Here is a 14,563-nt window from a genome sequence, read left to right on the forward strand (position 1 = left end):
ATATCTTATTTCCTGTCAAGACCGAATTTATTTTACCGCCGTGTCGTCTTTTCCGAAAAATAAAAGCGGCATAAGAAGTGACGGAAAAATCCCGCACTTCTTATGCCTCTATGTATACGAGTGTCTAAAATAAAGATTTTCTTCTTACAACCATCCGGCTATACTTCATGCCAAATCTTCCAACGCTTTCTTTTTACTTTCTCTTCCTAAAAGAAGGATGAGCGCCGCAATAATACAAAAAACAGCGGCAAACAAATAAAACACGCCATTCATACCGACAGATTCACTTAATAAATATCCTACCAATATCGGCGCCACAATACCGCCGATACGGCCGAATCCGGCAGCCCAACCGCTACCCATCGCCCGAATTGCCGTCGGATATTGTTCCGGTGTATACGTATACAATACACCCCATGCTCCCAAATTAAAGAAAGACATAATGGCGCCGGCACTGATCAACGCCGCTACACTGCCGGCATGACCGAAGAAATAACCGGCAATGCCGCTTCCCAATAAATATATGGCTAACGTATATTTACGTCCCCACCGTTCCACCAAATACGCCGCGCTGAAATACCCCGGCAATTGCGCCAGCGTCATCATCAGTACATATTCGAAGGTCTTAATAACGGCAAATCCTTGTTTAAACACAAACGACGGTAGCCACATAAAAATACCATAATAACTAAAAATAATTCCGAACCAAACAAGCCACAACAAAATAGTCCGCACGCGATAAGAAGGGCTCCATAACGTCCGAAAACTTTGCTTAACTTCCGGAACATCCGCTTCCGCATCCGTCATACCTGTCGTTCTTTCTACATGCAATGCAGTTTCCAAGGTCGATACAATTTGTTCCGCCGCTTCTCGTTTTCCCTTGCTGAGCAAGTACCGCACCGATTCCGGCATATGTAACCGAATAATAAAAATATACAGTGCCGGGATCGCCCCGATCAGAAAAGTAAGTCGCCAGCCGTAATGCGGAATAAATAAATACGCAATACACGCCGCTCCAATCCAACCTACCGCCCAAAAACTTTCCAATAAGACAATGAAGCGCCCGCGTACCCGTGCCGGCGCATATTCCGACACTAAAGTTACGGCCACAGGCAATTCCCCGCCCAAACCGAAACCGACTAAAAATCGGCAAAGCAGCAAACTGTGGTAAGTAGGCGCCCACGCGCAAAGTCCGGTAGCCAACGAATACAAAAGAATCGTAAAAGAAAACACATTTTTTCGTCCCCAACGGTCGGCCATCGTTCCGGAAACTACCGCACCCAACGCCATGCCGGCTAAACCGATACTGCCGATTAATCCCATTTGCGGCGGAGCTAAATGCCACTCTTTGGCCAATACGGGCAGGACAAAAGCAATCAACCCCGTATCAAACGAGTCGAACATCCAGCCTAACCCGGCCACCCCCAACAGTTTATAATGAAAACTGCTGACCGGTAATTCTTCTAAACGACGTAAAATCATGTATAGATCCTCTCTTTCCATTGTCATGACAGCTGTCTATACATAATATACTCTTCTATCTCAAAAAACGCAAGTCCTTTCTTTATGCGCCGTCTATCCGTGATATAAAATTTTTAATTCTTCCAAGGCCTGCCGAATCACTTCCAGCTCCTCTTCCGTATCGGCCCTCACGGCATGAGTATGAACGCCGCCGCTAAGACAGCAAAGCATTTCCGCTCCGGACTCAAGCATTAACGACAAATAATGCTGTAAATCCCGCCGTGATCGCAAATTCAATTTCGCCTCCAACGTGCCGTATACTTCATGTTCAACCACGACATTTTCCACAATGCCGCCATTATCAATAATCGCTTCCAATTCTGCCCGCATTTGATCCATTCCATGGCGACACACGAAAATCTTCCGCCTGCCTTTTTCTTCCACCTTTAAAAGTTGATATCCGCGCGGCGTGGAAATAATCTCCGTACCTTCCGCTCGCAAAATGGCAATATCCCCCACAATAATCTGACGGCTGACTGCGCATCGTTGCGATAAAACCGTGCCGTTCACAGGCTTTTGTGAGCGACTTAAAATGTTGATAATTTCGTTACGTCGTGCTGCATTATCCATAACCGCCTCCTTATTTTCATTATAACATGTATCCCCCGATCCTCAAACGTCTCCGAATGCAAATAAAAAAACATGTTTTTCCGCGCCGCTCCGAGGGCCCGTAAAACATGTTTTTTATTCTTTATAATGCCGAAAAATCCAAGGTGGCAAATAAGTCTTCCAACGTTTCGGCACGGCGAATTTGCCTTACCTTGCCGTCTTTTTGTAACAATAATTCTGCCGAACGCAACTTGCCATTATAGTTAAATCCCATAGAATGGCCATGAGCGCCGGTATCATGAATAACTAAAATATCACCGTCTTCAATCTCCGGCAAGGCCCTGTCCACCGCAAATTTATCACAATTTTCACAAAGTGATCCCGAAATGTCATAAATATGATCTTTCGGAAGATGTTCTTTTCCCATAACGGAAATATGATGATACGCCCCGTACATACCGGGACGCATAAGATTGGCCATGCACGCATCCACCCCGATATATTCCTTCCAAATATGTTTGTGGTGAATAGCTGTCGTCACTAAATAGCCATAAGGCCCGGTAATGGCGCGACCGCATTCAAATGCCAATTGCACCTGCCCTAACCCGTGCGGTTTCATAATCGTTTCAAAGTGTTGCCGTATCCCTTGACTCAATTCGTCATAGGAAACAAATGATTCTTCCGGTCTGTACGGCAAGCCGATACCGCCGCCGAAATCAATAAATTCGACAGTAATCCCCATATGCTTCTGCACATCCGCCGCCAATTCAAACATCATCTTGGCCGTATGAATTAATCCTTGTACAGCCAATTCATTGGATACAACCATCGTATGTAACCCGAAATGGCGTACGCCTTTTGCCTGTAAAATACGAAAAGCTTCAAAAATCTGTTCCCGTGTCATGCCGTACTTCGCTTCTTCCGGTTTCCCGATAATCGCGTTTCCTTCCTGCAACAGCGGTCCCGGATTATAGCGTGCGCAAATCCGGTCCGGCAAGGAGGCATGTTGTTCTAAATACGCAATCATGGAAATATCATCTAAATTAATCAGCGCCCCCATTGCCAAGGCTTTTTGATATTCCGCATACGGTGTATCGTTAGATGAAAAAACAATATCACGGCCGGTAATTCCCACTTTTTCGCAAAGCATCAATTCCGCCATCGAACTGCAATCCGCGCCTACCCCTTCCGCCTTTAACAACTTCATAATATACGGATTCGGAGTCGCTTTCACGGCAAAATATTCCTTAAAAGACGGCGCCCATGAAAATGCCCGTAAAAATTGACGTACATTATCAATCATCGCCTGTTCATCGTAAATATGAAACGGCGTAGGATAGTCAGCTATAATGTGTTGTATCTGTTCCTTTGTAAAAGGTACGGTTTTGGAATTCATTTTCATCCCCCTATACTATAACCCATAAACGACATTGTCATGTATTGTTTCTATATATTTTTTATTATATAATAAGGCTATATTATTTGTAAAATAGATTATTTCAATTCAACCGATTCGTTTTTATAATTACAATGAGGATAGTATGGATACATCGACACTTCGCACCTTTATTGCTTTGTCCCAAATAAAAAACTTTACCAAAACCGCCCGTCAACTTTATATTGCGCAATCTACCGTCACCAATCGCATTCGCGACTTGGAAAAAGAATTGGGCGTATTACTCTTTACCAGAAATCGCAAACAAGTAGAATTAACCTCGGCAGGCGAAAAATTTTTACCCTATGCCCAACAACTGATTCGTATTGAAACCGCCGCCTTACAAGATGTACATATTTCGCCGCATGACACGCACCCAATCCATATCGGCACTACCAATACCATTTATGAATGCCATTTGCAAAAACGACTCCATGTCTATTTACAAACCGCCTCGCACGCCTCCCTGCACATTACCATCGGCCATACGCCGGATATGTTGGCACAATTACAAGACCATGTCTTCGATGCCGTATTTTCATTCAATCCCTTACTGCGCGACGGCTACATTTCCCTTCCCTATCGTACAGATACGTTAGTCTTGGTCTGCGCCTACAACAGAACGACCTATGCACAGGGAATCCGTAAAAACGAATTACAACACATAGACTATCTGTTTTGCAACTTCGCCCTACAAGGTATCGGGCTCTATATTCGCGATCTTTTTCCCAAACATCACCGTTTTCCCCTGGAAATAGATAACAGCACCAAATTGCCGCACTATGTGGCTGCCGGTTTCGGCTATACTTTTTTACCGCAAAGTCTGATTGAAGATACTGTCGCTTGTAAAAAACTGCGAGTCATTCCGCTGCTGGATTTTGCCGCCCCCAAAGTGGACAGCTATTATATTACGCGCAGCCCCTCTACCGTTCCCGATACGCTGACCCGCATTTTATGGGAATAAACCGAACTAAAAACATAAAAAAATCGACACAAAGGCTTTCACCTTTATGTCGATACAACAAACCGGTTGGTATACTGCTGCCGGTCTATACCCGTTATTTTTCCGGCATCAGTCGTCGGAAATTCGCGTTACCGTATAGCCTGCCTCACTGACGGCCTGCGTCAGCGCTTCATTCGTAACCTGTGCCGCCACTACCACTTGGGCTTGCCCGGACGACAGGTTCACGCGAACCTGTTTTACGCCCTCTACCCCTTTCAAGGCCGTTTCTACATGTTTCACACAGTTTTCGCAGGTCATGCCGGTTATACAAATGTGCTTTTTTGTTCCTTCCGCCTTACTGCCGAATAATCCGCTCAAAAACCCCATGCGAATCCCCCCATTCTTTTTGTTTTTCCGTCTCTTTCATTATATTCGTCCGGTCGCGTAAACACAAGACGAAATTTCCGCACTTTACGCCTTGCGGAACACCCTTATTTGATAATATGAAATTGTTGCAACAAGCGTGTTAAAAATTGTTTTTCTTCCACCGAAGCTTCCACCAACGGCAACCGGAAGGGACCCGAAGGGCGTCCCAGTATTTGACAGCACGTCTTTACGGGAATCGGATTGACAGTACAGAATACGCCGTTTAATACCGGTAAATACGTCTGATGCAACGCACATGCTTTTTGTACATCTCCGGCCTTATAAGCTTCTATCATGGTTTGCAGTTCCCGTCCGATCAAATGCGAAGCAACGCTGATCACGCCGCAACCGCCGACGGCCAATATCGGCAAGGTTAAATTATCTTCACCGCTATATACCGAAAAATGCTCATCCGTATCTCTTGCCATTACGGTCACTGCCGATAAATCACCGCCGGCTTCTTTAATACCGACAATGTTTTTGAATGCCCGCGCCAACCGAACAACCGTAGCGGCTTCCAACTTGCCGCCTGTCCGTCCGGGAACATTATACAATATAACCGGTGCGGTCACCGCTTTGGCTACTGCCGCAAAATGGGCATAACATCCGGCTTGATTGGGCTTGTTGTAATAGGGAGTAATCACTAAAAGCGCATCGACGCCCGTTTTTTCCGCTGCTTGGGCAAAAGCGACAGTCTGCGCCGTATTATTACTGCCCACATTCGCTATAACCCGTTTATGCGGCGGCAAAGCCGTACGGACCGCCCGAAACAATGTCAACTTTTCTTCTTCGGTCATGGTCGCGCCTTCTCCCGTAGTTCCGGCAAGCAACACACTGTCCGAACCGTTTTGACACAAATCTTGCGCCAACTGTACGGCCCCTTCATAATCAACACTGCCGTCTTCATAAAAGGGAGTAATCATCGCTGTAATAACATTCCCCAATTGTACCATACACCCTCACTCCTTTATTTTTACAGCATATTATGAGCCAGCATATATTCTGCAATTTGCAGTGCATTTAAGGCGGCGCCTTTGCGAATTTGATCTCCCGACACCCATAAATTCACCGCTTTGGGATTAAATAAATCCTTCCGAATACGACCTACATAACAGTCATACTTTTCAGACGTATATAAAGGCATGGGATACTGCATATGTTCAAGATCGTCCTGCACTTGTACCCCCGGAAATTGTTGTATAGCATTGCGTATGTCTTCTACGTTCAACGCCGTCGCCGTTTCCGCATAAATCGCTTCGGCATGACTTCGAAATACAGGTACCCGCACGGTTGTAGGAGAAACGGCAATCGTGTGATCATGCAAAATTTTGTGGGTTTCATGTACCATTTTCATTTCTTCTTTAGAATACGCATTATCTAAAAATACATCAATATGCGGAATCAGATTAAATGCAATCGGATAATGAACGGGTAAACTTTTCGTCGGTAAAATCTTGGGCATCATCGGTTCGCCCCGCATATATGCCGACACTTCTTCCCGCAATTCTTCAATAGCTTCTTTTCCCGCGCCGGAAACGGCTTGATACGTACTGACTACAATCTTGGTAATAGGAGACAGGTCATAAATGGGTTTTAATGCCATCAGCATAATAATGGTCGAGCAATTGGGATTGGCAATAATTCCTTTGTGCAGCGCAATATCCGCCGCATTCACTTCCGGCACAACCAAGGGAACCTGCGGATCCATGCGAAACGCGCTGGAATTATCAATTACCACACAACCGCGTTGCACCGCTTCGGGAGCCAACACTTTGCTGATCGAACCGCCGGCAAACAAGCCTATATCAACGCCTGCAAACGATGCCGCCGTAGCTTCTTCTACAGCATATTCGACACCGTTTACCGCCATTTTTTTTCCTACGGAACGAGCGGACGCCAGTAATTTTAATGCGCTGTACGGAAATTTCCGCTCTTCAATTAACCGAATAAATTCTTGCCCCACTGCACCGGTGGCGCCTAAAATTGCTACTACAGGTTTCTTTTTCATGTGCCGACTTCCTCTCATTGGTTATAAATAACGCTCCAGTCCGAAGGTCAATCCCGTATGCCCGCTTACCTTCTTGATCGCTAATAGAACGCCGGGCATAAACGACTTACGATCCAGTGAATCATGGCGCAAAGTCAGTAATTCTCCCTGCCCGCCGAATAACACTTGTTGATGGGCCACATATCCCGGCAAGCGTACGCTGTGAACGGGAATGTCTTCCACTGTCGCACCGCGGGCGCCGCGCAAACTTTCTTGCGTATGAGCCGGAGCCGCCGCCGCGCCCGCCTGTTTACGGGCCGCCGCCACGCGTTCCGCCGTAAGAATGGCAGTACCTGAAGGAGCATCCAATTTATTGTTGTGATGCAACTCAATAATTTCCACGTTCGGCAAATACGGTGCCGCTTCAGCGGCAAACCGCATCATCAACACGGCACCGATGGAAAAATTCGGAGCAATAAATAACCCGACACCATTTGCCGCCGCCAATTTTCCCAATCGTTCTCGTTGCACCGCCGTCAAGCCGGTAGTGCCTACAACCATATGCACTCCTTTGGTTAAGCAAATTTCAGCGTTTTCATAAATAGCATCGGGAGTGGTGAAATCCACCGCCACCTCCGGATGACAAGTGTCCAACACTGCAGCCAAGTTATTTCCCATAGAAATTCCCAACGCCTGCATGCCTGCCGCCACCCCTATATCTTCGCCGACATGCGTCAAACTGACGCCGCCGACCAACGCCAATTCCGCATCGGCCGTAACCGCCTTTACGACTTCACTGCCCATGCGTCCGTCCGCTCCGTTTACGACTACCCGAATCATGATCCGTCCTCCCTGCTACAGTTTATTAAAATGTAAGAATACTATATACCTATTACAAGGTTTACGTCAAGAACCGCCAACGGTTTCACAGTCACTTTGTTTACTTTTGGCAATTAATCCCCTGGCGGCGGTCAATCCGGCTTCGCGTATATCATCGCCACCGAACATCCGCGCGATTTCCTGTACATGTTCCTCTGCCGTCAATGCTTTCACTTGCGAAACGGTTCGTCCCTCTATTTCCTGTTTATAAATAAAATAATGCTTATCTGCCGCCGCCGCCGTCTGCGGTAAATGAGTAATACAAAAAATCTGTCCGTCTTGACATAATTTGCGAATATGCTTCGCCACTTGCACCCCGGTTTGACCGCTGATACCGACATCAATTTCATCAAAAATCATTGTTTTTTCCGCCTGCGTGCAACCGCTTACCGATTTTAAGGCCAAGGCAATACGGGATATTTCACCGCCCGAAGCAATTTTAACCAGCGGCATCATAGCTTCCCCGGCATTGGCCGAAAAATATAACGCTACCGTTGCCGCTCCCAAAGGCGTAATCTCCCGCATCGGTTCTATATGAAAAGCAATACGGCTGCGCGCCATACCCAATTCCTTCAACGTCGCGGTCATTTGTTGTTGAAAGTCTTTTGCGGCTTGCAGTCGTAATACCTGCAAGCCGGCGGCTTTTTCCTTCGCCGTCTGCGCCGCCTCCCGCTCCTTCTTTTGCAACGCCGCCAAAACGCTTTCCGATTCCTCCAGCCGTTCGTATTCCTTTTGCGAGCGCGCTAAAAACGCCAATATATGGGGAATGGAAAACCCGTATTTTCGTTTTAATTTTTCAATAACCGCCAACCGCGACTGCATCCTGTCCAACGCCCGCTCATCAAAATCGAAAGCCTCGGCATACGAAACAAGGCTGTCATGCACATCCGCCACTTCATAGATCAAGGCTTCCAAACGCGTCGCCATTTCTTGAAAAGAAGGGTCATACGAGGCGGTTTTAAGCAATACCCGTTGCACCGTTTCCAACTGTTCCAACAGTCCTTTTTGCCGTTCCCCGCCCTCAAACGCAAACAACATATCTTGTATATTATTTTTAATATGTTCACTATGGGCGGCCGTCTTAATATGATGTTCCAGCTCGTCGTCCTCGCCTTCGCGCAATTGCGCCGCTTCAATTTCTTTAATTTGAAACTCCAACACGCTCAACAGACGGGCCTTTTCACTTTCCTCTTTTTGCAATGTCTTTATTTCTTTAACAATTCGTGCCCATGTTTTATACGCCAGGTCATAGGCGCGACGCGCTTCTGTCAATGCCGGCGTTAAAGAATCCAATATTTCCACATGATACGCGGCATCAAAAATTAAGCGATTATCATATTGCCCGTGAATATCCAGTAATTGTTCACCGATTTGTTTTACTGTCGTTAACGGCACCAACGTTCCGTTAATCAAAGTCGTGCCGCGGCCGTTTCGACGGAATTGTCGTGAAATCACGAGCTGCCCATCTTCCGCCTCTATATGATTAGCCGCCAATACTTGTTGAAGAACTTCATTTTCATTAGAAAAAAAGAAGGCGCCTTCAACAACAAACGACTCCGTGCCTTGTCGCACGAAGGATGCTGAAGCGCGCTTTCCTGCCAACATGCCCATGGCATCGAGCAGAATCGATTTCCCCGCACCTGTTTCCCCGGTAAAAATCGTCAACCCGTCGCCAAAGTGAATATGCAATTCTTCAATTAACGCAAAGTGCCGAATATGAAGGGACTGCAACATATATACCTCATTCTTTCATTAAAGACAAAATAAGTTTTACCAACTGAGGTACCGCATCTTCCCCATTCGTAATAATCAAAATGGTATCATCTCCTGCCAGCGTACCGATTACATTTTCCCATCGCGCATGATCAATCGCCGCGGCTACAGGATTGGCCGAACCGGGCAAGGTGTGAATAACGATCTGATTCACGGCCGCATCCACCCGGATAATCGAATCTTGAAACAAGCGTACCATACGGTTCTTGGACATTAATAAATTTTGTTCCGGCGACAGCGCATACCGATAATGCCCGTCACTGGTGGGAACTTTAATTAACATTAATTCTTTAATATCCCGAGATACGGTAGCCTGCGTTACTTCAATGCCTTCTTCCTGCAAAGCTTTCGCCAATTCTTCCTGCGTTTCAATCGGTCTTGATTGCACAATTTCCTTTATTTTTGAATATCTGAATCTTTTCATAATACAGCCTCTCCTTTTTATGTCCTACGTTTCAAGCAATTAACTTCTTCGTTGTACAATATATAAAATAGGCGGTTCATGTATTTGATTTAACGGTTGCCACAACGATACATGGTATTGTTCCTGCGGTAATTGCTGTAAAAACTCGGCCACCCCCATGGCCTCTTCCGCCCCGGCACGTGTACCGGGATATGCCGCCATTATGATCATACCTTTTTTAGAAAGTTTATGCAAGCAAATTTTCAATGCTTTTAAAGTAATTGCAAATTCTGTATGAATATTATGATTTCCTGCCGGTAAATAGCCTAAATTGAATACACAAATATCGATCTCCGCGTCTATCATATGTATTAATTTTTCATGCGATCCCTGCCGCAAAATAACCTGTTCATCCCATTTTCCGGCTTGTTGCAGCCGTTTTTTCGTGGCCTGCACCGCCGGTTCCTGAATATCAAACGCATACAATGTTGCCCGCGGCGCCAAACGCTCCCGCAAAAACAGCGTATCATGCCCATTTCCGCACGTCATATCAACCACAATCGAAGCGTCGGCAACATAGGATTCAAGTAATAAATGACATAATGATACGGCATTATGTAACGTATAGCTCATATTACTTCCTTCCTGTCATTTTCGTAAATAAATTAGTGTAAAAATAATTTTCATCAAAGCGGATCATCTGTAAAGTATACGGCGACCGTTTCACCCGCAAGGTAACGGAACGAGGCAATTCTTGATCTCGCATGCCGTCTATGGAAATCCGTACGGCATTCCGACTGTGGGCGGCACTGAACGTAATTACCGCATCTTCCCCCAGTACTAACGGCATTTTCAATAATAAATGCGGACAAATAGGGGACACCATCAAACATTTCACTTGCGGCGCCACAATCGGCCCGCCGCCGGAAAAATTATATCCCGTGCTCCCCGTAGCAGTAGATACGATCATCCCGTCTCCCGGATATTGTTGCACAAAATACCCGTTAATACTCATATCCAAGCGAATCATTTTCCCCACATTACCGTGCGCTACAACAATTTCGTTCAACGCCGTCGGCAATTCTTGCACCGAACCGTCGGCACAACATAATTCGGAGTGCAATAATGTACGTTCTTCCAAGAAATATAACCCCTGCAAAATTGCCTCCAACCGCGTTTCCATTTCTTCCGGCTCTACTTCCATCAAAAATCCCAGGGAACCGAAATTAACGGCACACACCGGCACCTTAGCCAAAGCAAAAGAACGGGCAAATTTTAAAATCGTCCCGTCACCGCCCAATACAAACGCAAAATCTATCGTATTCATAAGTTCGGAAAAAGGTTGATAATGAACGGCGGCAATTTCCCGGTATATAGTCTGTTCACTTTCCGCCACATACGCCGGCAATAACGCTTCCACCCCATGTCGCCGACAACCGGCCATAAGTTTTTGTACCCACGGTGCACATTCTCGTTTCGTTACATTGGGAAAAATTCCAATACGCATTCTTCTCTCACCTACATTTCATGCGATTCATTCACTACCGCCGTAAGCCGCTCTATAGAAACGGGCGTTGACGGTATGCGTGTACTGTATAATAAATACTCGATATTGCCGTCCGCGCCCTTAATGGGCGAAAACGTCAAGCCGATCGGATACACCCGACATGCCTCAAACCCGGCAATTATCCGCCGCAACACCTGATAATGAATCGCGCGATCCCGTACAATACCGCCCTTGCCGACATATTCACGTCCCGCTTCAAACTGCGGTTTAACCAGCGTAACCATGGTACCGTCGGTACGCAACAACGGCACAACGGCAGGCATGATTTTCAATAAAGAAATAAACGAAACATCAATCGAAATAAAATCCGCCGCTTCCCCAATCATAGACGGGTCTATATACCGAATGTTGGTCCGTTCCAAATTCACAACGCGCGGATCCGTACGTAATTTCCATGCCAATTGCCCATACCCGACATCAACGGCAAACACTTTACGTGCGCCGTTCTGTAACGCACAATCCGTAAAGCCGCCTGTTGAAGCGCCGATATCAATCATACATTTTCCCGTCAGGTCAAGGGAAAAATAAGAAATAGCCTTTGCCAATTTTAAGCCGCCCCGCCCGACATACGGAACGGCATTGCCTTTTACCGTAATCCGCACATCTTCGGAAAATTTCGTACCGGCCTTATCCACTCGTCGATTCTCCACAAAAACCAGGCCTGCCATAATCGCGGCTTTGGCCTTTTCCCGACTTTCCGCCATGCCCCGTTCGGTCAGCAATATATCCAATCTTTCTTTACTTTGCATGCCTTACCTCATCTTCTCACTTCACACGCACTAAAAGATACTCCGGCAAATCCCGTAAAAACCGGGCCGACGCTCCTAACGGCGCTACTGCCGCCACTGCCTGTTGTGCCGATTCTTGCGCTAATTGCTTCGCTTTGTCCAATGAAAATAGGGTAACATAGGTTGCCTTATTATTTTTAACATCGCTGCCTACGGGTTTTCCCAATTCCGCTTCCGTACCGCAGGCATCCAAAATATCATCGGTAATTTGAAACGTCAGCCCGAGTTGCTCCGCATACACCTGCAACACTTGTCGTACAGCTGCGGGCGCCGCCGCCAAAATCCCGGCCATGGACATAACGGCTTCAAAAATAACCCCCGTTTTTCCCCGATGCATCAACTTCAGTCCTTCCGTACCGATATCCCCATGTCCTTCCGACAATAAGTCATACGCTTGTCCGCCCACCATGCCGGCCGGACCTGCGGCATGTGCCAATACACGGATACATGCGCCGATTTTTTCCGCATCCGCTACCCGTTGTCGCGCCAACAGCTCAAAGGCGAACGTCAACAAACCGTCACCGGCTAAAATCGCCATTCCTTCCCCGAAAACCCGGTGATTCGTCGGTTTACCCCTTCGCAAATCGTCATTGTCCATAGCCGGCAAATCATCATGAATCAAAGAATACGAATGCACACATTCCAAGGCGCAGGCCACATCCATATATACAGACGACTCTTTTCCCAACGCTTCCAACGCGGCCAAAAATAAAATCGGCCGAATCCGTTTACCGCCGGCCAATAAACTGTAATTCATCGCTTTATATAATGGAGCAAACGCCGGTTCCGTAACGGGAAGCAATTGCTGTAAGTGTGCTTCTATCACCGTTTTCTTGGCTGCCAAATAGGCTTCACACGGATTCATCGTCCGACTCCCGCACACGTTCCGTCAAAACAGGCCGGGTATTTGCCAATTCCGTCGCCCGTTGTTGCGCATAATCCAACGCCTGTACACATGCATTGGACACTTTCATGGCCTTTTCATAGATATCCAACGACTCTTTTAACGTCAAATCCGTGGCTTCCAATTCATTTACCAACGTTTCCAGCTTGGAAAAATTCGCTTCAAAATTTTTTAGCTGTTCACTACCTTTTGCCATATGGTTTCACTCCCTTAACTACCGTTTCCACAATACCGTCCAATACTTGTATCTGTAACGTTTCCCCCGTTTGCACCGACTGTACGGAGGCGATAGGTTGTCCGTCTTTGAAAACCTGACCATATCCCCGACGTCCCAAATTCTCAGGATTCAGCCCCGCCAATCGTGCCGCCAACGTTTGCAGGTCTCCCCGCTTTCGCATTTGACATACATGCCACTGCCGCTGCGCCAAGGCTATGCGGGATATCGCCTGTTGTCGCCGCAGCGTTAAATACTCCCGGTACCGGTCCGGTCGAATCGCCGCTATCGCTTGCCGCAGGCTGTGTCTGTATCGCTCTTGTCGTTCTTGCATCCTTTGTATTGCCGTTTCGGTTAATTGTGTCAGTAATAACTGCAAATCCGCAAAAGAAGGAAAGGCCAATTCCGCCGCATGTGTCGGCGTTGCCGCCCGCACATCCGCCGCATAATCCGCCAACGTGGTGTCCGTTTCATGTCCGATAGCCGTAATAACCGGCACGGCAGCCTCATAAATAGCCCGTACCACCTCCGAATGATTAAAACACCACAAATCTTCCATCGAACCGCCGCCGCGCGCCAAAATCAACACATCCAATGTACGATTTGCACCGGCCTTGCGCAAAGCCGCCGCGATCTCCGGAACCGCACTCTCTCCCTGCACCGGAATCGGATACAAGTGAACGGTTATATACGGATTTCGTTCCGACGCAATTTTCCGAATATCGTGCAAAACCGCTCCCGTATGCGAGGTCAACACACCGATATGCCAAGGAAATCGCGGCAACGGCTGTTTATGAGCCGCATCGAAATACCCGGCCGCCGCCAGCCGTTTCTTTTGCTCCGCCAATTGTACTTGCAAACTCCCCATCCCCTGAGAATACAGCCGTTCAATCAGAAAAGATACGGAGCCGCCTTTTTCATATACATTTAAAGAGCCGACAACGATTACTTTATCGCCTTCCCGTACGTGCGCCATCGCCTGTCCCGCTCGACCTCTAAAGAACACGGCATGAATCGAACTGTACGCATCATGCAAATTCATATAATAATGCCCGGTAGAAGCACGTTTTAAGCCGATAATGTTACCTTCCATCACTATATGTTGCAACTGATTATCGCCTTCCACCTTTTGTTTCAGTCGTTTTACAACGTCCGTAACGGATATACTTTCCAT

Annotated in this window: 16 protein-coding genes; 1 reads left to right on the forward strand and 15 read right to left on the reverse strand. The window is 46.9% G+C overall.

All coding sequences use genetic code 11. The annotated features are described in order from the left end of the window. Positions 1-165: 165 nt before the first annotated feature. The 3 genes from HMPREF1039_RS02910 to HMPREF1039_RS02920 form a co-directional block, all read right to left on the reverse strand. Positions 166-1,482 (reverse strand): MFS transporter, encoded by a 1,317-nt coding sequence (locus HMPREF1039_RS02910; RefSeq protein WP_007390907.1) that lies wholly within the window; start codon positions 1,480-1,482, stop codon positions 166-168. Between the two features lie 93 nt (positions 1,483-1,575). Beyond that, positions 1,576-2,091 (reverse strand): transcription repressor NadR, encoded by a 516-nt coding sequence (locus tag HMPREF1039_RS02915; protein ID WP_007390933.1) that lies wholly within the window; start codon positions 2,089-2,091, stop codon positions 1,576-1,578. Positions 2,092-2,212: 121 nt separating this feature from the next. After that, entirely contained in the window at positions 2,213-3,466 is a 1,254-nt protein-coding gene (locus HMPREF1039_RS02920) for a diaminopimelate decarboxylase family protein (RefSeq protein WP_007390952.1), read from the reverse strand. A gap of 145 nt (positions 3,467-3,611) precedes the next feature. Here HMPREF1039_RS02920 and HMPREF1039_RS02925 point away from each other — a divergent pair, with 145 nt between their 5' ends. After that, positions 3,612-4,469: a LysR family transcriptional regulator gene (locus tag HMPREF1039_RS02925; protein ID WP_007390969.1), complete on the forward strand. Its 858-nt coding sequence runs from the start codon at positions 3,612-3,614 to the stop codon at positions 4,467-4,469. A 108-nt stretch (positions 4,470-4,577) separates the two neighbouring features. Here HMPREF1039_RS02925 and HMPREF1039_RS02930 read toward each other — a convergent pair whose 3' ends face one another. The 12 genes from HMPREF1039_RS02930 to xseA all read right to left on the reverse strand — a co-directional run bounded on the left by HMPREF1039_RS02930 (position 4,578) and on the right by xseA (position 14,563). Further along, on the reverse strand, positions 4,578-4,835 hold the full coding sequence (locus tag HMPREF1039_RS02930; protein WP_007390914.1) for a heavy-metal-associated domain-containing protein: 258 nt from the start codon (positions 4,833-4,835) through the stop codon (positions 4,578-4,580). A 104-nt stretch (positions 4,836-4,939) separates the two neighbouring features. After that, a complete protein-coding gene (gene dapA / locus HMPREF1039_RS02935) occupies positions 4,940-5,827 on the reverse strand; it encodes a 4-hydroxy-tetrahydrodipicolinate synthase (RefSeq protein WP_007390918.1) in 888 nt (295 codons plus the stop codon). Between the two features lie 20 nt (positions 5,828-5,847). Then, complete coding sequence (locus tag HMPREF1039_RS02940; protein ID WP_007390944.1) at positions 5,848-6,882, reverse strand: aspartate-semialdehyde dehydrogenase; 1,035 nt, start codon at positions 6,880-6,882, stop codon at positions 5,848-5,850. Between the two features lie 21 nt (positions 6,883-6,903). Then, on the reverse strand, positions 6,904-7,701 hold the full coding sequence (gene dapB, locus HMPREF1039_RS02945; RefSeq protein ID WP_007390917.1) for a 4-hydroxy-tetrahydrodipicolinate reductase: 798 nt from the start codon (positions 7,699-7,701) through the stop codon (positions 6,904-6,906). Positions 7,702-7,767: 66 nt separating this feature from the next. Next, positions 7,768-9,474, reverse strand: a complete 1,707-nt coding sequence (recN, locus tag HMPREF1039_RS02950) for a DNA repair protein RecN (RefSeq protein WP_007390950.1) — start codon at positions 9,472-9,474, stop codon at positions 7,768-7,770. Positions 9,475-9,481: 7 nt separating this feature from the next. Then, positions 9,482-9,937 carry an arginine repressor gene (gene argR / locus HMPREF1039_RS02955; RefSeq protein ID WP_007390926.1) on the reverse strand — a complete coding sequence of 152 codons (456 nt, stop codon included), beginning with the start codon at positions 9,935-9,937 and terminating at the stop codon, positions 9,482-9,484. A gap of 39 nt (positions 9,938-9,976) precedes the next feature. Further along, entirely contained in the window at positions 9,977-10,549 is a 573-nt protein-coding gene (locus HMPREF1039_RS02960; RefSeq protein ID WP_007390972.1) for a class I SAM-dependent methyltransferase, read from the reverse strand. A 1-nt stretch (position 10,550) separates the two neighbouring features. Then, the gene (locus HMPREF1039_RS02965) at positions 10,551-11,423 is read right to left on the reverse strand and encodes an NAD(+)/NADH kinase (RefSeq protein ID WP_007390906.1); all 873 of its coding nucleotides are present in this window, start codon (positions 11,421-11,423) and stop codon (positions 10,551-10,553) included. A gap of 11 nt (positions 11,424-11,434) precedes the next feature. Next, complete coding sequence (locus HMPREF1039_RS02970; protein ID WP_007390984.1) at positions 11,435-12,232, reverse strand: TlyA family RNA methyltransferase; 798 nt, start codon at positions 12,230-12,232, stop codon at positions 11,435-11,437. Between the two features lie 16 nt (positions 12,233-12,248). After that, positions 12,249-13,136, reverse strand: a complete 888-nt coding sequence (locus HMPREF1039_RS02975; protein WP_007390976.1) for a polyprenyl synthetase family protein — start codon at positions 13,134-13,136, stop codon at positions 12,249-12,251. After that, positions 13,123-13,371, reverse strand: coding sequence for an exodeoxyribonuclease VII small subunit (gene xseB / locus HMPREF1039_RS02980; protein ID WP_007390978.1), 249 nt, complete (start codon positions 13,369-13,371; stop codon positions 13,123-13,125). The genes HMPREF1039_RS02975 and xseB overlap by 14 nt, the downstream gene beginning before the upstream one ends. After that, positions 13,358-14,563: an exodeoxyribonuclease VII large subunit gene (xseA, locus tag HMPREF1039_RS02985; RefSeq protein WP_007390979.1), complete on the reverse strand. Its 1,206-nt coding sequence runs from the start codon at positions 14,561-14,563 to the stop codon at positions 13,358-13,360. Before xseA ends, xseB begins: the two co-directional genes overlap by 14 nt.

The organism is Megasphaera lornae (assembly GCF_000214495.1).
GTDB classification, from domain to species: domain Bacteria; phylum Bacillota; class Negativicutes; order Veillonellales; family Megasphaeraceae; genus Megasphaera; species Megasphaera lornae.